The 21,417-nt window shown below is 64.7% G+C and carries 21 protein-coding genes; 8 read left to right on the plus strand and 13 right to left on the minus strand.

Features of this window, described 5'->3' with window-relative positions; all coding sequences use genetic code 11:
- Window positions 1-158 precede the first annotated feature (158 nt).
- Window positions 159-806, minus strand: coding sequence for a TrmH family RNA methyltransferase (locus tag ACSBOX_RS19770; protein WP_442546074.1), 648 nt, complete (start codon window positions 804-806; stop codon window positions 159-161).
- A 200-nt stretch (window positions 807-1,006) separates the two neighbouring features.
- On the opposite strand from ACSBOX_RS19770, the gene ACSBOX_RS19775 reads away from it, so the two are divergent.
- Window positions 1,007-1,837, plus strand: coding sequence for an HAD-IIA family hydrolase (locus ACSBOX_RS19775; RefSeq protein WP_442543985.1), 831 nt, complete (start codon window positions 1,007-1,009; stop codon window positions 1,835-1,837).
- A gap of 16 nt (window positions 1,838-1,853) precedes the next feature.
- Entirely contained in the window at window positions 1,854-2,531 is a 678-nt protein-coding gene (locus ACSBOX_RS19780; RefSeq protein ID WP_442543986.1) for a tyrosine-protein phosphatase, read from the plus strand.
- A 22-nt stretch (window positions 2,532-2,553) separates the two neighbouring features.
- Here the strand turns inward: ACSBOX_RS19780 and ACSBOX_RS19785 are convergent, their stop codons facing one another.
- Together ACSBOX_RS19785 and pyrE are read right to left on the minus strand one after the other, a co-directional pair.
- Window positions 2,554-3,606: a thioesterase domain-containing protein gene (locus ACSBOX_RS19785; RefSeq protein WP_442543987.1), complete on the minus strand. Its 1,053-nt coding sequence runs from the start codon at window positions 3,604-3,606 to the stop codon at window positions 2,554-2,556.
- 133 nt (window positions 3,607-3,739) lie between these two features.
- Window positions 3,740-4,312 (minus strand): orotate phosphoribosyltransferase, encoded by a 573-nt coding sequence (pyrE, locus tag ACSBOX_RS19790; protein ID WP_442543988.1) that lies wholly within the window; start codon window positions 4,310-4,312, stop codon window positions 3,740-3,742.
- Between the two features lie 159 nt (window positions 4,313-4,471).
- Between pyrE and ACSBOX_RS19795 the strand changes: the two genes are divergently transcribed.
- On the plus strand, window positions 4,472-5,113 hold the full coding sequence (locus tag ACSBOX_RS19795) for an NADPH-dependent F420 reductase (protein WP_442543989.1): 642 nt from the start codon (window positions 4,472-4,474) through the stop codon (window positions 5,111-5,113).
- Between the two features lie 90 nt (window positions 5,114-5,203).
- Here the strand turns inward: ACSBOX_RS19795 and ACSBOX_RS19800 are convergent, their stop codons facing one another.
- From ACSBOX_RS19800 to ACSBOX_RS19825, 6 genes are read right to left on the minus strand one after another with little or no spacing between them, the layout of a single operon-like run.
- Complete coding sequence (locus ACSBOX_RS19800) at window positions 5,204-6,115, minus strand: sugar phosphate isomerase/epimerase family protein (protein ID WP_442543990.1); 912 nt, start codon at window positions 6,113-6,115, stop codon at window positions 5,204-5,206.
- Entirely contained in the window at window positions 6,112-7,335 is a 1,224-nt protein-coding gene (locus tag ACSBOX_RS19805) for a Gfo/Idh/MocA family protein (RefSeq protein WP_442543991.1), read from the minus strand. Before ACSBOX_RS19805 ends, ACSBOX_RS19800 begins: the two co-directional genes overlap by 4 nt.
- Window positions 7,332-8,177 carry a sugar phosphate isomerase/epimerase family protein gene (locus ACSBOX_RS19810; RefSeq protein ID WP_442543992.1) on the minus strand — a complete coding sequence of 282 codons (846 nt, stop codon included), beginning with the start codon at window positions 8,175-8,177 and terminating at the stop codon, window positions 7,332-7,334. Before ACSBOX_RS19810 ends, ACSBOX_RS19805 begins: the two co-directional genes overlap by 4 nt.
- A gap of 3 nt (window positions 8,178-8,180) precedes the next feature.
- Window positions 8,181-9,101, minus strand: coding sequence for a carbohydrate ABC transporter permease (locus tag ACSBOX_RS19815; protein WP_442543993.1), 921 nt, complete (start codon window positions 9,099-9,101; stop codon window positions 8,181-8,183).
- Window positions 9,098-10,093 carry a carbohydrate ABC transporter permease gene (locus ACSBOX_RS19820; RefSeq protein WP_442543994.1) on the minus strand — a complete coding sequence of 332 codons (996 nt, stop codon included), beginning with the start codon at window positions 10,091-10,093 and terminating at the stop codon, window positions 9,098-9,100. The genes ACSBOX_RS19815 and ACSBOX_RS19820 overlap by 4 nt, the downstream gene beginning before the upstream one ends.
- 12 nt (window positions 10,094-10,105) lie before the next feature.
- The gene (locus ACSBOX_RS19825) at window positions 10,106-11,461 is read right to left on the minus strand and encodes an ABC transporter substrate-binding protein (RefSeq protein WP_442543995.1); all 1,356 of its coding nucleotides are present in this window, start codon (window positions 11,459-11,461) and stop codon (window positions 10,106-10,108) included.
- A gap of 184 nt (window positions 11,462-11,645) precedes the next feature.
- On the opposite strand from ACSBOX_RS19825, the gene ACSBOX_RS19830 reads away from it, so the two are divergent.
- The 5 genes from ACSBOX_RS19830 to ACSBOX_RS19850 all read left to right on the plus strand — a co-directional run bounded on the left by ACSBOX_RS19830 (window position 11,646) and on the right by ACSBOX_RS19850 (window position 17,002).
- Window positions 11,646-12,668, plus strand: a complete 1,023-nt coding sequence (locus tag ACSBOX_RS19830) for a LacI family DNA-binding transcriptional regulator (protein ID WP_442543996.1) — start codon at window positions 11,646-11,648, stop codon at window positions 12,666-12,668.
- Between the two features lie 158 nt (window positions 12,669-12,826).
- Complete coding sequence (nadE, locus tag ACSBOX_RS19835; protein WP_442543997.1) at window positions 12,827-13,648, plus strand: ammonia-dependent NAD(+) synthetase; 822 nt, start codon at window positions 12,827-12,829, stop codon at window positions 13,646-13,648.
- Between the two features lie 253 nt (window positions 13,649-13,901).
- The gene (locus ACSBOX_RS19840) at window positions 13,902-15,617 is read left to right on the plus strand and encodes an AMP-binding protein (protein WP_442543998.1); all 1,716 of its coding nucleotides are present in this window, start codon (window positions 13,902-13,904) and stop codon (window positions 15,615-15,617) included.
- A 26-nt stretch (window positions 15,618-15,643) separates the two neighbouring features.
- Window positions 15,644-16,150 carry a MarR family winged helix-turn-helix transcriptional regulator gene (locus tag ACSBOX_RS19845; protein ID WP_078106894.1) on the plus strand — a complete coding sequence of 169 codons (507 nt, stop codon included), beginning with the start codon at window positions 15,644-15,646 and terminating at the stop codon, window positions 16,148-16,150.
- A 42-nt stretch (window positions 16,151-16,192) separates the two neighbouring features.
- Window positions 16,193-17,002: a sulfurtransferase gene (locus tag ACSBOX_RS19850; RefSeq protein ID WP_442543999.1), complete on the plus strand. Its 810-nt coding sequence runs from the start codon at window positions 16,193-16,195 to the stop codon at window positions 17,000-17,002.
- A 49-nt stretch (window positions 17,003-17,051) separates the two neighbouring features.
- Here the strand turns inward: ACSBOX_RS19850 and ACSBOX_RS19855 are convergent, their stop codons facing one another.
- From ACSBOX_RS19855 to ACSBOX_RS19870, 4 genes are read right to left on the minus strand one after another with little or no spacing between them, the layout of a single operon-like run.
- On the minus strand, window positions 17,052-17,831 hold the full coding sequence (locus ACSBOX_RS19855; RefSeq protein ID WP_442544000.1) for an enoyl-CoA hydratase: 780 nt from the start codon (window positions 17,829-17,831) through the stop codon (window positions 17,052-17,054).
- Window positions 17,832-17,871: 40 nt separating this feature from the next.
- Window positions 17,872-18,792, minus strand: coding sequence for a 3-hydroxyisobutyrate dehydrogenase (mmsB, locus tag ACSBOX_RS19860; RefSeq protein WP_442544001.1), 921 nt, complete (start codon window positions 18,790-18,792; stop codon window positions 17,872-17,874).
- Window positions 18,785-19,831, minus strand: a complete 1,047-nt coding sequence (locus ACSBOX_RS19865; protein ID WP_442544002.1) for an enoyl-CoA hydratase/isomerase family protein — start codon at window positions 19,829-19,831, stop codon at window positions 18,785-18,787. Before ACSBOX_RS19865 ends, mmsB begins: the two co-directional genes overlap by 8 nt.
- On the minus strand, window positions 19,831-21,330 hold the full coding sequence (locus tag ACSBOX_RS19870) for a CoA-acylating methylmalonate-semialdehyde dehydrogenase (RefSeq protein ID WP_442544003.1): 1,500 nt from the start codon (window positions 21,328-21,330) through the stop codon (window positions 19,831-19,833). Before ACSBOX_RS19870 ends, ACSBOX_RS19865 begins: the two co-directional genes overlap by 1 nt.
- Window positions 21,331-21,417: the final 87 nt, after the last annotated feature.

Raw genomic sequence — 21,417 nt, forward strand, 5'->3', positions numbered from 1 at the left:
TCCTATGCTGATTTTCGTCTGTGGGTTTTGTTGACCCTGGAGTAGACCTATACGGCTAGGCACCATCCTAGCGACTTCGAATCCGGCACCGTGTTTCCGGTCACGGAGACGGGTAACACTTGCGGACGTTTTGCCGGAGGTCCTCCCGGCCGGGTCCCCTAGGAAACCCGCTGGCCGAAGTTATGCCGGCGGATCCAGGCGTGCATCGCGATGGCCGCGGCCGACGCCGCGTTCATGGACCGCGTGGAACCGTACTGCTCGATCGACAAGGTGACGACGGCGGCGTCGTGCACCTCGGGAGTCAGGCCGGGGCCTTCCTGCCCGAACACGAGCACGCAGTTGCGCGGAAGTTCGTAGGTTTCCAGCGGCACGGAATCGGGGAAGATGTCGATGCCGATGATGGCCAGCCCCTCCCCCTGCGCCCACTCCACGAAGTCCTCCACGGTGGGGTGGTGGCGGACGTGCTGGTAGCGGTCGGTGACCATGGCCCCGCGACGGTTCCACCGGCGTCGTCCGATGATGTGGACCTCCTTGGCGAGGAACGCATTGGCGGTGCGCACTACGGTGCCGATGTTCAGGTCGTGCTGCCAGTTCTCAATGGCAATGTGGAAATCGTGCCGGTGGGCATCCAGGTCCGCGACGATCGCTTCGTGCTTCCAGTACCGGTACTTGTCCACGACGTTGCGGCGGTCGCCGTCGGCCAGGAGGTCCCGGTCCCACTGCTCGCCTTCCGGCCAGTCGCCTTCCCAGGGCCCGACGCCGACCTCCGGTTTCGCTTCGGACTCACCCTCGGTAGGGGAGACGATGGTCGGAAAAGCAGTGGAGTCGGTAGGGGCGGGGTTCTGGGGCCGGTCAGTCACTCCTCAACCCTAGCCCGCGCCGTGCCGCCTGCGGCGCCGAAACCCAGTGCCGTAACCCAGTGCCGTAACCCAGGACACCCGGGTGTCGCGGAGGCCGAAAGATGAAAGACTTGGGACGAGAACCAGCCACTACGCGGAGGAAAAGCATGGAGAACGCAAGCGAAACCCCGAAGAGCTCAACCCTTTACCGCAACGGACACGAAATCGAATGCTGGCTCACGGATATGGACGGTGTCCTCGTCCACGAAAACCAGGCGGTTCCCGGAGCGGCTGAACTGATCCAGCGCTGGGTGGACACCTCCAAGCGGTTCCTTGTCCTCACGAACAACTCGATCTTCACGCCGCGGGACCTGGCGGCCCGGCTGAGCTCCTCCGGCCTGGAAATCCCGGAGGAGAACATCTGGACTTCGGCCCTGGCCACGGCACAGTTCCTCAAGGACCAGGTGCAGGGCTCGGACTCAGGGAACCGCGCCTACACGATCGGTGAGGCAGGGCTCACGACGGCGCTGCACGAGGCCGGTTTCATCCTCACCGACCAGAACCCGGACTTCGTGGTGCTCGGCGAAACGCGTACCTACTCTTTCGAAGCGATCACCATGGCCATCCGGCTGATCCTCGCCGGTGCGCGTTTCATCGCCACCAACCCGGATGCCACCGGCCCTTCGAAGGACGGCCCGATGCCCGCCACCGGCGCCATCGCGGCGCTCATCTCCAAGGCGACCGGCCGCGAGCCCTACATTGTGGGCAAGCCGAACCCCATGATGTTCCGTTCCGCCATGAACCAGATCGATGCGCACTCGGAGACCACGGCAATGATCGGTGACCGCATGGATACGGACATCATCGCGGGCATGGAAGCCGGGCTCCACACGGTCCTGGTGCTCAGCGGCATCACGCAGCGCGATGAAATCGCTTCGTTCCCGTTCCGGCCGAACCAGGTCCTGAATTCGGTAGCGGATCTCAAGAACCAGATCTAAAGAAGGGACGGGTGCCATGGCTGTGCTGAACCTCCGCTCCCTGGCGGGGGGCCGCATTCTGAGGGGCAGCCAGCCGTTTGGCATGGACACCGCGGCGACGGCTGCCTTCCTGGAACGTCACGGCATCCAGACGGTGGTGGATCTGCGGAGCGAGTACGAGCGCGCCATCGTGCCCTGGCAACTGGCCAACGGCGCCGTGGAACTCGTGGAGAACCCCCTCGATCCGCGCACGGCTTCCGACGGGCTCCAATCGATCCGCACGGCCGAAGACCTCGGCGAGCTCTACCTTGGCTGGGTGCGCACCCGCCCCGATTGGGTGGCCGAATCGTTGCGCCCTGCGGCCCATGGCAAGCGCACACTGATCCACTGCTCGCTCGGCAAGGACCGCACCGGCGTCGTATCGGCCATGGCGCTCCTCGCGACGGATACGGACCATGCGGCTGTCGTGGCGGACTACGCCGCAAGCACCGCTGCCCTCCCCACGATGCTCGAAACCATGGCGGCGGCGTGGCGGTTGGCTGTCCCCGAGGTTCCGGAGGAAGCGTTCAGTCCCTCGCTCATGCTGCTGCAATCCCCGGAAGCCGCGATGGAATACTTCCTGGACCGTTTCGGGCACGAGTTCGGCACCGCGGCGGATTACTTGCGCGAGGCCGGCCTGAGCGGTTCCGAGCTGGATGGGCTGCGGCGCAGGTAGCGGCGTTTGTGGCGGGCACCGCTCAGTAGAACACCACCCTCGAGCCGGCCCGGGGCAGCGGAAAGAGATCGTTCTCCAGGTCCTCGATGATCGGATTGTAGATAAAGGGATTCCACTGGGGACTCGCATGCGCGGGCCGGGCGCCGTCGGTCCTGCGTCCCGTGGACGCGATGTTGAGGGGGAACGTCTTGGCCCACGCAGCCCGGGCCGTCGCGTAATTCACCGTGTCATCGTTCGGGTTCCCGATAAAGGCCATCTTGGTATCCCCCAGCCGGTCGACAAACCGTGTGCCGTCGAAGTGGTAGATATAGTCGGATTCGCTCTGGATCAGGACACTCGACGGCGCGATCGGCGAGAGCTGCTCCAAGGTCTGGTCCCAGATCTGCCCCCAGGTGCGTTCGTGCTTGTTGACCACGCGCTCGCCCAGCTCGTAGCCGCCGCGGAGCACCGACGGAACCTGGAATCCGCTCTCGTACAAGAACACGACGCCGTCGAACCAGCTTTGGTCAAGGATGTCGTACTTGCTGAACGGCGATGAATCCAACAGGATCAGCTTGACGCTGACGCCGTTCCGTTCACGCAGGAGGGCAGCCACTTCGGTGGCCAGCATTCCGCCGAAACTGTGGCCGTAGAAATACAGGGTGTTCAGCTTGCGCTCGTTGACGTAGGCGAGCACCGCGTCCACCACCTCGGCGACTTCCAACCCCAGGTTGGAGTATCCGACGGCGGCCATCTGCCCCCGCTGCCGGAGCGAACCCCGGAGCGAGTTGAGGATCCATTGGGCTTCTTCCCAGCTGGTCTTGTAACCGGGGAAGAGGATCCAACTCGAGTTTGGGTAGTAGGACTCGGCGACATCGTCTCCCACCGGGAGGATCTTGGTGACGCGACGTTCTGCCTGGACCTGGCGGGTGAACAGCATATCCGCCGCGAGCGCCGTGGAAGCGCCCGCTCCAATGAGGAAACTGCGGCGGGAAAAACTCTTCAGCTCGGCAGCTTGCCGGAGGACACGGGCGAGGGAGCCCGGGTCCTGCCAGCGTTGCTGCTTCCGAGGGAATTTCCCTGCCCGATAGTTCACGCAGCCAGCTTAGGCGCTTCGTCCGACGGGCACACGGTCCCCCCAAACCCGCCCAGGCTTGGGAGTCTGTTGTGCAGCTCTTGTCCCCTATGACGCGATTGAAGGGCGCAAGCTGTGCGCAAACTCTTTCGGACTAGTCGAGTCCCAGCTCGTCCTTGCCGAAGGCGAAGAGGTACGGCACTCCTGTTTCGGCCTCGATCTTTTCCTTGGCGCCGGTGTTGCGGTCCACGATGACGGCCACGGCCACCACGTTGCCGCCTGCCTTGCGGACGCCCTCGACGGCGGTCAACGCCGAGCCGCCGGTGGTTGAGGTGTCTTCGAGAACCACGACGTCGCGGCCCTCCACCGATGGGCCTTCCACCTGGCGGCCCATGCCGTAGGACTTCTGCGCCTTGCGCACCACGAAGGCGTCGACGGCGCGCCCGGCGTCGGCGGCGGCATGCATCACGGCGGTTCCGACCGGGTCCGCGCCCATGGTCAGGCCACCGGCGCACTCAACGGCGATTCCGGCGTCGTCGATCATGGAGAGCATGACCTGGCCAACCAGCTTCGAGGCCTCGTGGTGGAGGGTGATGCGCCGCAGGTCGATGTAGTAGTCCGCCTCGGCACCGCTGGAAAGGATCACCTTGCCGCGGACGACCGCCAGTTCCTTGATCAATTCAAGTAGGCGGGCACGGGCAGCGGCAGTGTCAACAGCGGGAGTCATGGTGCCTATTCTACGTAAAGCCGCGAACCGTGCCCTGCGACACGATAAATCCCTGGCGACACCGGAATCCGGGTGTCGTGAGGCTCTTTGGGTGGCGCCAGGGAAATTGCGCGTCGCCAGCTATGAAATATCTGCGCCGGAGACGGTGTTCCCGCACATATGACAACAATCGGAATCATCGGTGCAGGACACATTGGCAGCCAAGTCGCCCGCAAGGCGGTCGAACTCGGCTATGACGTAGTGATCAGCAACTCCCGGGGACCGGAAACCCTTGCGGAACTGGTGGCGGAGCTTGGCGCACATGCCCGGGCCGCCACACCGGCCGAGGCGGCAGCGGCGGGCGATTTCGCCGTCGTGACCGTTCCCCTCAGGAGCTACCAGGACATTCCCGTGGAGCCGCTCGCGGGCAAGATTGTGATCGACACGAACAACTACTACTGGGAGCGCGACGGCCGCATCCCGGAGCTGGACACGGGCGAAGCCACCACGTCCGGCCTGCTGCAAAAGCACTTGCCCACGTCGAAGGTGGCCAAGGGCTTCAACCACATCATGGCGAAGCAGATCGGCACCGACGGCACCCCGGCGGGCACCGACAACCGCCGCGCACTGGCTACAGCAAGCGACTACCCCGAGGCCGCCCAGCTCGTGGAGAAGCTCTACGACGAGTTCGGCTTCGACACCGTCAACATCGGGCCGCTCGACGAGAGCTGGCGCGTGGAGCGTGACCGCCCGGCCTACGTGGTCCGGCAGAACGCAGCCGAGCTCAAGGACAACCTGGCGAAGGCACCACGCACCATCTAGACCCCACAACACAGCAGCCGCTTGCCTCCGACAGGCAAGCGGCTGCTGTGTTTAAGTGGCGCTGTGCTTAAGCGCTGACGGCCCGGGCCGTCAGGGCGCCGATAAGGGATCGACGACGGCGAACCCCGCCAAAGCGGCTGCCTTGCGGACGTACGCCAGGTTCGACGCCGTCCGTTCCTCCAAGGGAAGCTCGGTGGAAAAGTCCTCCAGCGTGACCCAGGAGTCATAGCCAACGTCCGCGAGCGCGCGGAAGTAGGCGAGGACACTTGCCTGGCCCTCGGCCAAGGGAGCCCATTCGTTGACCCACACAGCCGCGCCCGATTCGTCCTTCGAGTCGGTGCGGACCCAGCGGGCGTTCTTCACGTGGACATGTGCCAAATAGGGGCCAAGGAGCTGGAGTGCTGGCAACGGTGATTCCCAGCCCTCGATCAGCAAGTTGCCAAGGTCGTGGATGACGCCGACATGCTGCGGATCCAGGCCTTCAAGCAATCGCCGGGCCGAGGACGCCGACGCCGTCACGGTTCCATGGTGCAGTTCCACGAGGGCCCTGACGCCATGGTGTGCAGCACGGGAAGCAACCCACTCGTAGTGCTCCCGGGTGGCGGCAAAGAGCTCCGGGTAGGACAGGCCCGTGGGTTCCGGGCCGCCCATGTCCGAATTGCCCAGCGGCAGCACGTTGACGCGGACCTGCCTGGCACCCAAGGCCGCGGTCGCCGCGAGGACGCGATCGACGTCGTCGTGGTTGTCGCAGCGGGCGTAGCCGCCGAGGCCGGAGAATTCCAGGCCTGACTCAGCGGTGAGGCGGGCAATCTCCGGGATCGAGTCTTCCAATCCCGTCATGGGCCACGTGGCACGGTTCCCTGCCCAGAAGCCTGGTTCCGCTGCGTCCGCCTGGTCCGTGACGCGCCATTCGATCCCGTCCCACCCCTGGGCTGCAAGCTTCGTGGCGGCTTCCTGCGGCGACCACTCGGGAGTGGACGCGGTGAAGACGGAGAACTTCATGCGGATACCTCTTCGCGATTGGCTCCCGGGTGGCCAGCGGCCCCGCCTGTGTGGACCTCGATGTTGTTGTACTTGCCGGCAATGACATCGTCGATCAGCACGGGCTGGCCCAAGGTTGCCGAGACATACAGTGCACGCACGGTCGCCAGGGCGGTCACGGCGTCCCGGACGGTAACGCCGGCGGGGCGTCCTTCGCGGATCGCGGCGATGATGTCGCGGTACTGCCGGACATGTCCAGCCGGATAGACCGTGGGATCCAGTGCTTCGACGGTGTCGTCCGGGTATTTGGCGAGCTCGACGGCGGCCTGGTTCCCGCCGCCGAGGATGCCCATGGCGCTGCTCTCCGAAGGATCGGCGGCGTCGGACGCGTGGAAGTATGCGAGGTCGTCGTTGTCGATCACGGCAGAGCCCTTGCTGCCCATGACCTGGAGGCGGACCGTCAAGCCCGGGTACGCCGCCGTCGTCGCATGCAGCACGGCGAGGGCACCGGACTCGAAAGTAACGGTGGCTACGGCGGTGTCCTCCACCTCGACGCCCTCGTGCGCGAGTAGCGCGGTTTTGGCGCTGATCTCAAGGGGCCGGCCGAGGAACCACAAAAGCAGGTCCACGGTGTGTACGCCCTGGTTCATGATGGCGCCCCCGCCGTCCATGGCCCAGGTTCCGCGCCACGCACCGGAATCGTAGTAGCCCTGGCTTCGCCACCAGCTGACCGAGGCGACGGCGGAGGTCAGCGTGCCAAAGCGTCCGGCGCGGCGGGCCTCGTCCACCACCCGGCTGGCCGGATCGAAGCGGTGCTGGCTGATCACGGTTGCCACCAAGCCCTTGGCCTCGGCAGCCTTGGCCGCAGCCAGGATCCCGTCTGCCTTGCTCAAGTCAACGTCGAGGGGCTTTTCGATCACCACGTGTTTGCCGGCGTCGAGCGCTTCCAGCGCCTGCTGGATGTGCAGGCCGCTAGGCGTCGCGATGATGACCAGGTCCACGGGTGCGGCCGCGAGCGCCTCGGCCAGCGTCGGGAAGACTGCAGGCTTCGGGTCGCCCTGGGCTTCGAACTTGGCGGCAAGCGCCTCGGAAGCCTCGGGGATCACGTCCACCAGCGCGGTGACGACCACCTCCGGGAATTCGCGGACCGCGGCGGAGTGGGTGCGGCCGATGACGCCGCACCCTACGATCGCGGCCCGGATCTTAGCGGGAGCGCCCGGAGCGTTTGGGGTTTCGCTCACTTCGTCTCCACTCCTGCTTCATGGAGGACTTTCGCGAAGGCCCTCGCCGCGATGCCGAACGCCGTCGGGCCGGAGAAGCCACCCAGCCCGTGGGCGCCGGCCAAGTGTGGCTCGAGGCTCGCGAAGCCGGTGTACCCGTCCGCCTTCAAGGCCTCAACCGTGCGGAGGACATCGCCGTCGCCCTCGCCCGCCGGGACCACGGTGGCATTCGAGAACAAGGCATCCTTGACCTGCAGGTATTCAAGGTGCGGCCGGAGCTTTGCGTAGCCATCCTCGAAAGGCTTGACGCCTACCTGAACGAAGTTCGCCGCGTCCCAAGCCACTTTGAGCGCGGGAGACGCCACGGTTTCGATGATGTCCAGGACCCGTTCGGGGATGTCCCCGTAGATGTCCTTCTCGTTTTCGTGCAGCAGTACGACGCCGGACTCCTCCGCCACGTCCGCGAGGGCACGCATGCGTTCGATGACCGCCTCCCGGATGCTCTCCACCGCCACGTCTTCCCCGTAGTAGAAGGAGAAGATCCGGATGTAGCGCGACTCCAGGACCTGGGCGGCGTTGACTGCCCGGCGGAGCCGCTCTACCTCGTGCGCCACGGGAAGCGAAACGTCCACCTTCCCGATCGGCGACGCGATCGCGGAAACCTTCATGTCCGCCGCATCCAGCAAGGACTTCAGCTCACGAAGCTGCGCCTCATCCAGATCCACGATGTTGGTGCCCCAGGCGCTGCGGACTTCAATGTGGCTCGCTCCCAGTGCCTGCATCACGGCAATCTGGATCTTGGGGTCGTCGTCGATCTCGTCGCCGAAGCCCGAGAGCTCCCATTCAACAGCTGGCGTGCTCATAAATTACTTGACTCCTCCGGCGGTCAGGCCGCCCACTAGGTAACGCTGGAAAATCAGATACAGGATGACCACCGGGGCAGCACACACCAGGGAGGCTGCCATCATCTGGCCGTAGAAGGGAATCGCGCCGCCCTCTTGCGAGGCACCGAAGACCTGGAGCGCGACGGCGGCAGTCTGGCTATCCGGCCGCGTCATGACCGAGGCGAACAGGACGTCGTTCCAGCCGAGCAGGAAGGCGAAAATACCGGAAACGACGACGCCGGGCCAGCTCAGCGGGAGGATGATCCGCACCAGCACGCCCAGGTTGCTCGCGCCGTCGATCCTTGCCGCCTCTTCGAGTTCACGAGGCAGGCCGCGCAGATAGGTGACCATCACCCAGGTGGAGAACGGCATCGCGAACGTCAGGTAGGTGATGAACAAACCCCATTGGGTGCCGATGATCTGGATGCCCAGGTAGCTGGCGGAAGAGGAGAACAGCACGAAGACCGGAAGCACCATGAGGGTGCCGGGAACCGACTGGAGTCCGAGGAGCCCGCGAAGGATCGTCAGCCGGCCGCGGAACTGGTAGCGGACCAGCACGTAGGCGGTGGCGATCGACATGAGGGCGGAGACGATTGCGGTGGAACCGGCCACGAGCACGCTGTTGGCCAGGCCCGTGGCCAGTCCAACACTCGACCAGATCGTGGAGTAGTTCTCGAAGGAGAAGCTGGACGGGAAGAACTCGCCACGGGCCACTCCGATGTCCGAGTTCACGGACGCCAGGAAGATGTACGCCACGGGAATGAGCACCAAGGCGCACAACACCGTGAGGATGATGGCGAGCATGGGCCCAGGCATGAGCCGGGTTACTTCGTGCTGGCGTTTGGAGCCCGGGCGGAAGCCTTCGCTCGATTTGCGTCCGACGGCGGTAGTTGCGGTGCTCACTTTTTGCCTCCGGGGGTCTCGGCGTCGTCGAGTTTGACGGCCCGCAGATAGACGAACAAGGGAATCGCGATCAGGATCAGCGAAATGAACGCCATCGCCGCGCTGAGCCCGAACCGGAAGCTCTGGAAGCTGGTGACGTAGGTGAGGATCGGGAGCAGCTCCACATCTGACGGGGCGGGAACCCCGAACAGGACGAACGGCAAGGTGAAGTTGTTGATGTGGTGCAGCATGCCGATCAGGAACGCCAAGGAGAGCGGACCCTTGAGATAAGGGAAGACAACATAGCGGAGCTTGTTCCACCACAGTGCGCCGTCAAGGGCCGACGCCTCGTGGACCTCATGGTCCACGGACTGGAGCCCGGACAATGCCAGCAGGTAGACAAACGGCCATGATGCCCAGATCTGGACCAGGATCAGTGTCCAGTAGGACTGCGGACCGTTGAGCCACAGGCCGGGGTCGATGCCCACCGAATGCAGCATCGAGTCGATGACGCTGCCCGGCTGGAACATGGTCCGCCACACCGTCGCCACCACGAAGGAGGGAAGGACGTAGGGGATCAGGAAGATGGAACGGATCACTGCCCGGCCCTTGAACGCGTTCTGGGTGGCGACGGCGCCGGCGATGCCGAGCGGGATGGTGACCATCATGGCGATCAAGGAGTAGCTGACGCTGAGCCAGATGGCATGCAGCAAAGGCGATGCGGTCAGCGCTTCGACGAAGTTCTGGACTCCGATGAACGGAGCGCTGACCCACTGGCGCAGCGAATACTGGTCCAGGTCCAGGCCCGACATGAAGATGCCGAGCAGGAGCGGCACCACGATGATGATCACCATCAGCAGGCCGCCTGGAATCAGCATCCACAAGGGGCGGTTGCGTTCGCTCAGCCCCTTGCGCCGCCGGGAGGTGTCGTCCGGTGACTGCGGGTCCGGCTTTGATGCGCGGGACGACTTGCGGCGCGTGGACTTGCCCGCAGTCAATGAATCGGTGGACATGTCAGTTCCTACTTACTTCGATGCCCGGTCAAGTGAGGCCTGGCCCTTGGATTGTGCGTCCTTGAGGCGGCCCTGGAGGGTCGAGTCGTCGACTGAACCCTTGGAGAGATCGGGGATCGACTGGACTACGACGTTGAGGAGAGCGAGCTGGATGTCGCCCCACGCTCCGGTGAACGGCGTGGCTTTGGACTTGGCAGCGGTGTCGGCAACCGGTTGGAGCGCGGGGTTGTTCAGCGCCTTCAGGGCTTCGGCATTGGCAGGCAGGTCGCCGAAGATCTTCTGGAAGTTCAGCTGCTCGTCCTTGGACGTGATCAGGTTGATGTAAGCGAAGGCAAGGTCCTTCTGCTTCGAGTAGTCGGCAACAACCACGTTGTCACCGGACAGGATGCTGGCCGCATTCGCGGCGTCGCCCTGCGGAGACGTCTGGCCCGGGGCCGTGGTCGGCATGGCTGTGTAGGCGTACTTGCCCGCGACCGCCGACTTGTCGAGCGTCGGAAGGGAACTCGACGTCGTCATCATGAGGTATCCCGCCTTGCCCGAGGCGAAGGCTGCGACGGCGTTGCTGTTGCTCCACCCGATGGACGCCGGATCGACGATCTTGTCCGTGGTCAGCCATCCGAAGTAGGTCTGGTAGGCCTTCTTGACGGCCGGGTCGTCAAGCTTGAGCGTCTTGCCGTCTACCAGCGGGTTTCCTGCCTGGACTGACATGGCCCAGATGAACTTCCAGGGGTCAAAGTTGTCCTTGTACCCGGTGGCGAGTCCGAAGGTGCCGGTGGCCGGGTTGGTCATCTTCTTGGCCTGGGCGGCGAGCTCGTCCCAGCTCGTGGCGGGCTTGTCGATCCCGGCGGCTTTCAGGATGTCCTTGTTGTATGCCATCACGAACGGCCGGCTGACGAAGGGAATGCCCGCTTGGTGCTGGGCATCGGGGCCGGAAATTCCGAGGGCGGCGGGGTTGAACCTGTCTTTCCCGCCAATCTTCTTCCAGTCGTCGTCGGTCAGCGTCACGAAAGCCTTGGTTGCATACGCAGTGGGGGTGAACGTGGTGCCGAGGCTGTAAACGTCAGGTCCCTGTCCGGAGACGACGGACGTCTGGATGCGGGTCAGTTCATCGTTGGCCGACGCGAAGGTTTCGAATTCGATATCGGCACCGGTCTGCGCCTTGAACTTGGCCGCAATGTCGGTGAACCACTGCTTTTGCTGGGCAGAGTACTGATTGTTGACGCCGGTCAGGACGCTCAACTTCTTGCCCTTTCCGTCAACGGGTCCTGCGCTCCCCCCGGAGCTGCTGTTTCCGCCTCCGCAGGCGGTCAAGGCTAGGGCGGCTGTTACGACAACAGCGGCAAATTTGGCGGACGATGCAAACTTCATTGTTTTCCTCCCTGGAGCCCGATGGCCTCATTGGCGTGGTGCGCGTCACATCGGGTGATTGCTCCGAGTCTAGGCACGCGAAACAGCGATGACAAGCGATTGCCAAAAATTGTCATCGGTGCTGCAATTGTGGGACAAGTCACTCGTTGTTGAGCGGCTGCGGCAGATGAGGAACACCTAGACGATGGCAGAACTCCAGCTCCAGTCACCGGGCAGGCAGCCCACGATCCGCGACGTCGCGGAACTCGCAGGAGTGGCGACGTCAACAGTCTCAAGGGCCCTGAGCAATCCCGGGAGAGTGAACCATGTGACCCGCGAGCGGATCGAAGAAGCAGCCGCGCAATTGAATTACATTCCCAGCTCGCAGGCGCGCGGGCTCAGCTCCGGACGCACCCAGACGGTTGCCGTCCTGGTTCCGGACATCACGAATCCGTTCTATTTCGACATCATCCGAGGGGCGCAACACCAGTTGAAGGCCGCCGGCTACACGCAACTACTGGTGGACACCGAGGAATCAGCGGAGATGGAGGCAGATGCGCTGCAGAAGATGCGCCGTTCGGCAGACGGATTCATCCTTGCGGCGTCCCGCCTGACAGACGCACAGCTTGCCGAGGCGGCAGCACAACAGCCCCTCGTCACCATCAACCGTGCTCCGGCAATCGCACCCACCGTGGTGATCGATACGCCGTCGGCCATCATCCAGGCGCTGGAACACCTGGTCTCCCTGGGGCACACGAAGATCTGCTTCGTTGGAGGCCCGGCCACCTCCTGGTCCAATGCCAAGCGGTGGCAAGCATTCCAGGAAGAAACCACGGAACGGAAACTGACCACATTCAGCGTGGGGCCGTTCGCGCCCAAGACCACATCAGGTGCGGCCGCCGCGGACGCGGCAGTTCACACGGGGGCTACTGCCTGCATCGTCTTCAACGACCTGCTGGCCATCGGAATGCTCCAGCGCCTGCGCGAACGGGGCATCCGCGTGCCCGACGACATGAGCATCGTGGGCTGTGACGACATCTTCGGAGCCGATTTCTGCAACCCGCCACTCACCACCATGGCGTCCCCCATCGAACAAGCCGGGCGCGTGGCAGTCTCCATGCTCCTGTCCCGGTTGAATCCCCAGTATGGCGGGACCAGCCGGCGCCTGGCAGTCATGCCCACGCACCTCACGGTGCGGGCATCGACAGGCGCAGCCCCGGTGCGGTGAGTGCCCCTGTGCGCCCAACTGACTCGCATTTGTTGCCGTTATGGGCCCTCATAACGACAACAACTGCGAGTTAGTTGGGTGGGCACCGGCAGTCCGGGGCGCAACACTCGAGGTGACACAGTTGAGTGTTTCAAGTGCTGGTTACTAGTGTTGGGGACATGCGCACACTCCAGGCCACGATCATTGCGGAAATGGGCGTCCAGCCCCGGATCGACCCAGCCGGGGAGGTCCGCAAACGCGTCACGTTCCTGAAGGAATACCTCAAGGCCACGCACACCAAGGGCTTTGTCCTGGGCATTTCCGGTGGACTGGATTCCTCGCTCGCCGGGCGCCTTGCCCAGCTGGCGGTCGAGGAGCTTGAGGCCGAGGGCGTGGAGGCCAATTTCGTGGCCGTCCGGCTCCCCTATGGCGCCCAGCACGATGAGGAAGACGCCCAGGCCGCGCTGGATTTCATCCAGGCCAAGACGGAATGGACGTTCAACATCTCCCGCGCCGTGGACGGCTTCGAGGATGAGTTCGAAAAGACCACGGGCGCGCGCATCTCGGATTTCCACAAGGGCAACACGAAGGCCCGGGCCCGCATGACCGCGCAGTACGCCCTCGCCGGTGAGCACAACTACCTCGTCATCGGCACGGACCACGGAGCCGAATCCGTCACCGGATTCTTCACCAAGTACGGCGACGGCGGTGCGGACATCCTGCCGCTGTTCGGCCTCAACAAACGGCAGAACCGGGCACTCCTCGCGGAGCTGGGCGCCCCGTCCCGCATTTGGGACAAGGTCCCCACGGCCGACCTCCTCGACGGCACGCCCGGCCGCACCGACGAGGACGAACTCGGCATCAAGTACGACCAAATCGACGACTACCTCGAAGGCCGGGAAGTCTCGGACGAGGTGGCCGAGACCATCGAGCAAAAGTACCTGCGCACGCGGCACAAGCGCACCGTTCCGGTCACCATTTTCGACACGTGGTGGAAGTAGCCGTCGCCTTAACCGTGGCCCCGCCGTCACCCTGAGCGACTTTTTGCAGCGCACGACGGCGGTCTCCCGCGCCGTTGCGGGGGCGCCACCGTCGTCATCCCGCAAAAGTGTGCCCTGCGTGACAGTGCGCAGCCCCGCAACACTGCCTCTTCCAAACCCTTGGATGTCCTAGTATATTGCAGGTGAGGCGGATCACACGGCCAGCTCGTCCCCGGTCCGCATTTCCCCATACACGCAGGGCGAAAGGCAGACAATGACAGTCACCGACGACTTCCGTGCAGCCCGCGACCGGCTCCTTGCGCTCCGCACCGATTACTCAGGGGCGCGCAGCGACTTCCAGTGGCCCCGTTTCAGCGAGTTCAACTTCGCACTCGACTGGTTCGACCAGATCGCGGCCAACCCCGGCACGGCCAACAACCCTGCACTGGTGATCGTCGAGCAGGACGGCAGCTCCACCCGCCGCAGCTTCGCCGAGCTCTCCGCGCGCTCCTCGCAGCTTGCCAACTGGCTGCGATCCAAGGGCGTCCAGCGCGGTGACCGCATGATCATCATGCTCGGCAACCAAGTGGAACTATGGGAACTCATGCTTGCCGGGATCAAACTCGGCGTGGTCCTGATCCCCACCACCACGCTCATGGGCCCGCGTGACATCACGGATCGAGTGGAGCGCGGCGGCGCCCGCTGGGCCGCCGTCGGGAGCGCCAACATCGCCAAGTTCGCCGAAGTGCCGGGCGATTACACCCTCATTGAAGTGGGCGACGGCCAGTCCCCCGGCGCCCTTCAGTATGCCGAAGCGGATTCCACCGAGACGACGTTCGTTCCGGACGCCCCCACTGCCGCTGACGAAACCATGCTCCTCTACTTCACTTCGGGCACTACGTCGCGGGCGAAGCTGGTGGAGCACACCCACACCTCGTACCCGGTGGGACACCTCTCCACGATGTATTGGATCGGCATGGAACCCGGGGATGTCCACCTCAACGTGGCGTCCCCCGGCTGGGCAAAGCACGCGTGGTCCAACGTTTTCACGCCCTGGATCGCCGAGGCCTGCGTCTTCGTCTACAACTACGATCGCTTCGATGCCAAGGCCCTCATGGAACAGATGGGCCGCGAAGGCGTCACGAGTTTCTGTGCGCCACCCACCGTATGGCGCATGCTCATCCAGGCGGATCTGACCCAGCTCAAAACCCCGCCCACCAAGGTGGTTTCGGCGGGCGAACCCCTCAACGCCGAGGTGATCGGGCAAGTAGAGCGGGCTTGGGGACAGACCATCCGCGACGGTTTCGGCCAGACGGAGTCGACCGTCCAAGTCGCCAACACCCCCGGCCAGCCGGTCAAGACGGGCTCGATGGGGCGGCCGCTGCCGGGCTACGACGTCGTCCTTGTCGACCCGGCCACCGGTGAAGAGGCCGACGACGGCGAGCTGTGCTTGCGCTTGGACCCTCGCCCCGTGGGGCTCATGAAGTCCTACTTCGGGGACCCGGAAAAGACGGCCGAGGCTTTCCGCGACGGTTACTACCACACGGGTGACATGGCCAGCCGGGACGGGAACGGAGTCATCACCTACGTGGGCCGCGGGGACGATGTGTTCAAATCCTCCGACTACCGTTTGTCCCCTTTCGAACTCGAAAGCGTCCTGATCGAACACCCCGCAGTGGCGGAGGCCGCCGTCGTGCCCTCTCCGGATCCGGTCAAGCTTTCGGTGCCCAAAGCCTTTGTGGTGCTCGCCGCCGGGTACGAGCCCGGACCGGCCGTTGCTGAGGACATCCTCAGGTACTGCCGGCAGCACCTGGCGCCTTTCAAGCGCATCCGCCGGCTCGAATTCGGTGAGTTGCCCAAGACGATTTCCGGAAAGATCCGGCGCGTAGAGCTTCGAGGCACGGAGGTTGCCCGCCATGGCGACGGTCCGCTGCCTGCCGGCTTGGGTGTCGAGTACACCGAGGATGAGTTCCCGAGTCTGAAAGAATAGGCAGCCAAGCAATGTCAGGAGGCACCGTGGGCAGCCCACTCCCCCGCGACCCCATCGCCGACGCCCAGCGAAACTGGGAGCGCCACGGCTGGGGCGAAGTCGCCGCGCCCATGGCGGCCATTACCGCGATCATGCGCACGCAGCAGATCCTGCTGGCGCGGATCGAAGGCGTTTTGAAGCCCTACGGCCTGACCTTCGCGCGCTACGAGCTCCTGGCGCTGCTGAGTTTCGCACGCAGCGGCGCGTTGCCCATGAACAAAGCCAGCGCGCTGCTCCAGGTGCATCCGACGTCGGTGACCAACGCCGTCGACCGCCTCGAGAAGGCCGCCCTTGTGGTCCGCTCCCCGCACCCCACTGACGGGCGCACCACGCTGATCGAGCTCACCGCGGAAGGCCGCACCCTCGCGAAGCGCGCGACGACGGCACTCAACAACGAGGTGTTCGGCCAGTCCGGCTTCGGGGACGACGACGTCGAGCACCTCATCCGCGTGCTGGGGGACTTTCGCAAGGCCGCGGGCGACTTCACGGACTGACCCCCAGGGGCTCCCATCCAAGAGCCCTCGACTGACCGCATCGTGAGGCTCAAAACCGTCGCCGCGTTGTGCTGGCCGATGTGCGCTGGTACCTCGACGGGCGCTCCGGCCGGGGACGCCTACGACGGCGGGCACATCCCCGGTGCCGTTTTTGTCGACCTGGATCGATGGCTCTCGGCTGGGGGATCGACACTCGAGGGACGAAACCCGCTGCCCGCACCGCATGATTTTGCCCTGGGGATGCGGGAATTGGGAATCAGCGACGACGACATTGTGGTGGCGTACGACGACGCCGGCGGAGTCATCGCGGCACGCTTGGTCTGGATGCTGCGCGCCACAGGCCACAGCTCAGCTCTGCTGGATGGCGGGCTGGCCAGCTACCAAGGGGTCCTTGCAACTGAACACCCCTCGAGGCCCGCCGGTGATTTCACGGCACAACCTTGGCCAAGCAACCGCCTGGCGGAGATCCACGAGCTCGCGATCGAAACAAACCTCGTGGTGGACGCACGCAACCGTGACCGCTTCGAGGGCAGGCAGGACCCCATCGATCCACGGCCGGGGCATGTGCCCGGCGCAAGGAACGTCCCGTGCAGGGAGAACCTGGATTCCAACGGGAAGCTGCGCAGCAAGGCCGAGCTGCGCAGTATCTTCGCCACGGCGGGAATCACGTCGGCCGGGAACGTGATCAGCTATTGCGGGTCCGGGGTGACGGCTTGCCACAATCTTTTGGCCTTGGAGTATGCAGGCCTCGGACACGGCCGGCTCTTCACGGGCGGATGGTCCCAATACGGCCACGCGCTCGATTTCCCGGTCGAGCTCGGGCCCGATAACCCGCCATCGATTGCTGAGTAACTGCCGTTTTGAGCCCACAAAACGACCGTTACTCAGCAATCGATGTGAGTTAAAGGTGCTTGAACTCCGGCTGGCGCTTCTCGGTGAACGCTGCCATGCCTTCCTTCTGATCCTCCGTGGCGAACAATGAGTGGAAGACCCGGCGCTCGAACAAAACGCCCTGGGACAGGCCGGTTTCGAAGGCTGCGTTGACGGCTTCCTTGGCCACCATGGCAACCGGTTTGGACTTGCACGCGATCACCTCGGCGGCCTTCAATGCCTCCTCCACCACGGAATCGGCCGGCACGACGCGGGAAACAAGTCCTGCACGCTCGGCTTCCTCGGCGTCCATGAACCGCCCGGTGAGGATCATGTCCATCGCTTTGGCCTTGCCCACGGCCCGGGTCAGCCGTTGCGAGCCACCCATGCCGGGAATGACGCCGAGGTTGATTTCCGGCTGACCGAACTTGGCGTTGTCTCCGGCAATGATGAAATCGCACATCATGGCAAGTTCGCAGCCACCGCCCAAGGCAAAACCGGACACTGCGGCAATCACGGGAATCCGGAGGCGCGTGAGGTTTTCCCAGGCGCGGAACCAGTCGGCGGCATACATGTCCATGTACCCCTTCGAGGCCATTTCCTTGATGTCGGCGCCGGCCGCGAAGGCCTTCTCCGAGCCTGCGATCACCACGGCACCCACCCCGGGATCCGCATCCATGTCCGACACTGCGGCCACGATCTCATTCATGGTGGCCTGGTTCAACGCATTGAGCGCCTTGGGCCGGTTCAGGGTTACCAAGCCCACCCGTCCACGGAGTTCCACCAGGATGTTTTCGTACTGCTGCGCCAAGCCGTGCCCCTTTTTGTCGTAAATGACTTACCCGCCAAGGCTACTTAGCAGACTTGTCCCGGATGTCTGTGATGATGCCGGAGAAGTCACGCCCGGCTCCGCCTTCGGCCGCGAAAGCGTCGTAAATCTGCGATGCCAAGTGCCCCATTTGCCCGTCCACCCCCGTGCTCTCGAGCGCGTTGACCGCGAGGCGGAGGTCCTTCGCCATGAGCGCTCCGGCGAATCCGGGCTGGTAGTCGCGGTTGGCCGGGCTCGTGGGGACCGGTCCGGGAACCGGGCAGTTGGTGGTGAGCGCCCAGCATTGCCCCGAGGCGTTGGATGCGACGTCGAACAACGCCTGGTGCGTAAGGCCCAGCTTCTCGCCCAAGACGAACGCCTCGCTGACGGCAATCATGGAAACGCCCAGGATCATGTTGTTGCAGACCTTGGCAGCCTGCCCGGCTCCGTGATCGCCGCAGTGGACGATCCTCCGGCCCATGAGTTCCAGGATGGGCTTCACTGTTTCGAAGTCCTCGGGCAGCGCCCCCACCATGAAGGTCAACGTTCCGGCTTCGGCACCTACCACGCCTCCGGAAACGGGCGCGTCCACAGAGCGGTGGCCGGCCTCCAAAGCAATGGCAGCGGCCTCGCGGGCTTCGTCGACGTTGATGGTGGAGCAGTCGAGGAACAGTGTGTCCGGCGCAGCCACCGAGAGCAGGCCGGCTGCTCCGTCTACTCCCCGGTAGGCATCCAGGACGTGCTTGCCGCTGGGCAGCATGGTCAGGACAACGGAAGCACCGGCGACGGCCTCCAGAGCGGAATCCACGGTGGCTATGTCGTGTTCCCGGGCCGCCTCAAGTGCCGCCGGTACGGGATCGTACGCGACCACGTGATGCCCTGCTTTGACAAGGTTCACGGCCATGGGACCGCCCATGTGGCCAAGGCCGAGGAAAGCGATGGTGCCGGAAACTGCGTCAGACATGGTCGGACTCCTTTGAATGAAGTTTGAGTTCACGGTCGCCGAGCGAGGCGAAGAAGCCTTCGACGGCGGCCGGCGACACCTCCGCGAGGGAAGCCGGCTTCCATTGTGGGTTGCGGTCCTTGTCCACCACTTGGGCGCGGATCCCCTCGCGGAAATCCGGCCCGGCCAGGCAGCGCACACCCACCCGGTATTCCTGTTCCAGCGCCCCTTCGAGCGAGAGCCCCCGGACGCGCCGCAACGACTCCAGGGCCACTTTCACGGCTGTAGGCGACTTCGCCTCGATCGTGTCCGCGGCCGCGGCGGCGTCCCCACCGGCGGCGCGCAGCCTTGCGACAATCTCCCCGGCGTCATCCGAAGCATAGGCATCATCGATCCACTCGCCCTGGGCGGACAGTGCCGAGGCCGGCGGCTCCTGCACAAAGCGCTCGACGGCGGCCTCCGCCGTCGAGCTTTCCAGCGCTTCCGCAAGGGCAGGCAGGCTTTCGGACGGGACGAAGTGGTCCGCGAGCCCCAGGAACAGGGCATCGGCCCCGCTCAAGTGCGCGCCCGTGAGCGCGGCGTGGGTACCGGACTCCCCCGGCGAGCGGGACAGCAGCAGGGTCCCGCCGACGTCGGGCACAAAACCAATGGTGGTTTCCGGCATGCCGGTGCGGGTCCGCTCGGTGACCACGCGGACCGAGCCGTGGGCCGAGATCCCGACGCCGCCGCCGAGGACCAGTCCGTCCATGAAGGCCACGTAAGGCTTCGGATACCGGGCAATGAGCGAGTTCAAGCGGTACTCCGCAGCCCAGAACTCAGCTGTCTGGTCGCCGTGGCGCAGCATGTCGTCGTAGATCGCCACGATGTCGCCACCCGCGCACAGTCCACGCTCCCCGGCGCCGTGCACCAAAACCGTCTTGACGCCGTCGTCCTCCGCCCACTCAGTGAGTTGCTCCAGCATGGCGTGCACCATGCCGCTGGTGAGGGCGTTGACGGCCTGGGGCCGGTTCAGGGTGATGACGCCGAGATGGCCATGCTTCTCGAAGAGGACCTCGGCCATCAGCTGCCGGCCGGCATCACGAAGCTGGCGCCCTGGCGGATGCCCGAGGGCCAACGGGTGGTGACCGTCTTGGTCTTGGTGTAGAAGCGGAAGGCGTCGGCGCCGTGCTGGTTGAGGTCGCCGAAGCCCGAGGCCTTCCAGCCGCCGAAGGTGTAGTAGGCAATCGGGACGGGAATCGGAACGTTGATGCCAACCATGCCCACTTCGACGCGGCTCGCGAAGTCGCGGGCAGAGTCGCCGTCGCGGGTGAAGATCGCGACGCCGTTGCCGAACTCGTGCTCGGAGCAGAGCCGCAGCGCTTCTTCGTAGTCGGCTGCGCGGAGGACGCTCAGGACCGGGCCGAAGATCTCCTCCTTGTAGATGGACATGTCCTTCGTGACGTTGTCGAAGAGGGTCGGGCCAACCCAGAAACCGCCGTCGTAGCCGTCGACTTTGAGGCCGCGTCCATCGGTGACGAGCGTGGCGCCTTGGTCGACGCCGGCCTGGATGTAGCCCTCGATCCGTTCCTTCGCCGAGGCGGCCACCACCGGGCCGAAGTCAGAGTCCTTGGCCAGGCTGGGGCCGACCTTCAGTCCCTTGATGCGGTCCTGCAGCTTGGAAACCAGCTCATCGGCCGTCTCCTGGCCAACCGGTACGGCAACGGAAATCGCCATGCAACGCTCCCCGGCGGAGCCGAAGCCCGCGCCGATGAGCGCATCCGCGGCCATGTCGAGATCGGCGTCGGGCATGATCACCATGTGGTTCTTGGCACCGCCGAAGCACTGGGCACGCTTGCCGTGGGCGGCCGCCGTCGCGTAAATGTACTGGGCAATCGGCGTGGAGCCGACAAAGCCGATGGCCTTCACGCGCGGATCCTCAAGGAGGGCATCCACGGCTTCCTTGTCGCCGTTGATGACGTTGAAGACGCCGTTCGGCAATCCTGCCTCGGTGAAGAGCTCGGCCAGGCGAAGCGGCACGGAGGGGTCGCGCTCCGACGGCTTGAGGATGAAGGCATTGCCGGCAGCCAGCGCGGGGCCGGACTTCCAGAGCGGGATCATGGCGGGGAAGTTGAAGGGCGTGATGCCGGCGACGACGCCGAGCGGCTGGCGCAATGAGTGGACGTCGATGCCGGTGCCGGCGTTGTCCGAGAACTCACCCTTGAGCAGGTGTGGAGCGCCGGCGGCGAACTCCACCACCTCGATGCCGCGCTGGATGTCGCCCTTTGCATCGGGGAAGGTCTTGCCGTGCTCGGAGGAGAGCAGCGTGGCGAGTTCGTCCATGTTTTCGTTGACGAGGTCCACGAACTTGAGCAGGATCCGACCACGGCGCTGCGGGTTCATGGCGGCCCATTCGAGCTGGCCCTTTTCCGCGTTCGCGATCGCGTTCCGGACCTCGTCCGCGCTGGCGAGGGGAAGCTTCGCCTGGACTTCGCCTGTGCAGGGATCGTAGACATCACTGAAGCGCCCGGAGGTCCCGTCGATCCTCTGGCCGTCAATGTAGTGGGAAAGTTCGCGCACCATGGAATGCTCCTTTGCATAGGGGAAATGCCCGCCATCGGCCTCGAAAGCACATGTCCAACTGCGTTCCGGGACGTCTTTGATCCCGAA

The sequence above is a fragment of the Arthrobacter sp. KN11-1C genome (assembly GCF_052180225.1).
In the GTDB taxonomy this organism is placed as follows: Bacteria; Actinomycetota; Actinomycetes; order Actinomycetales; family Micrococcaceae; genus Arthrobacter.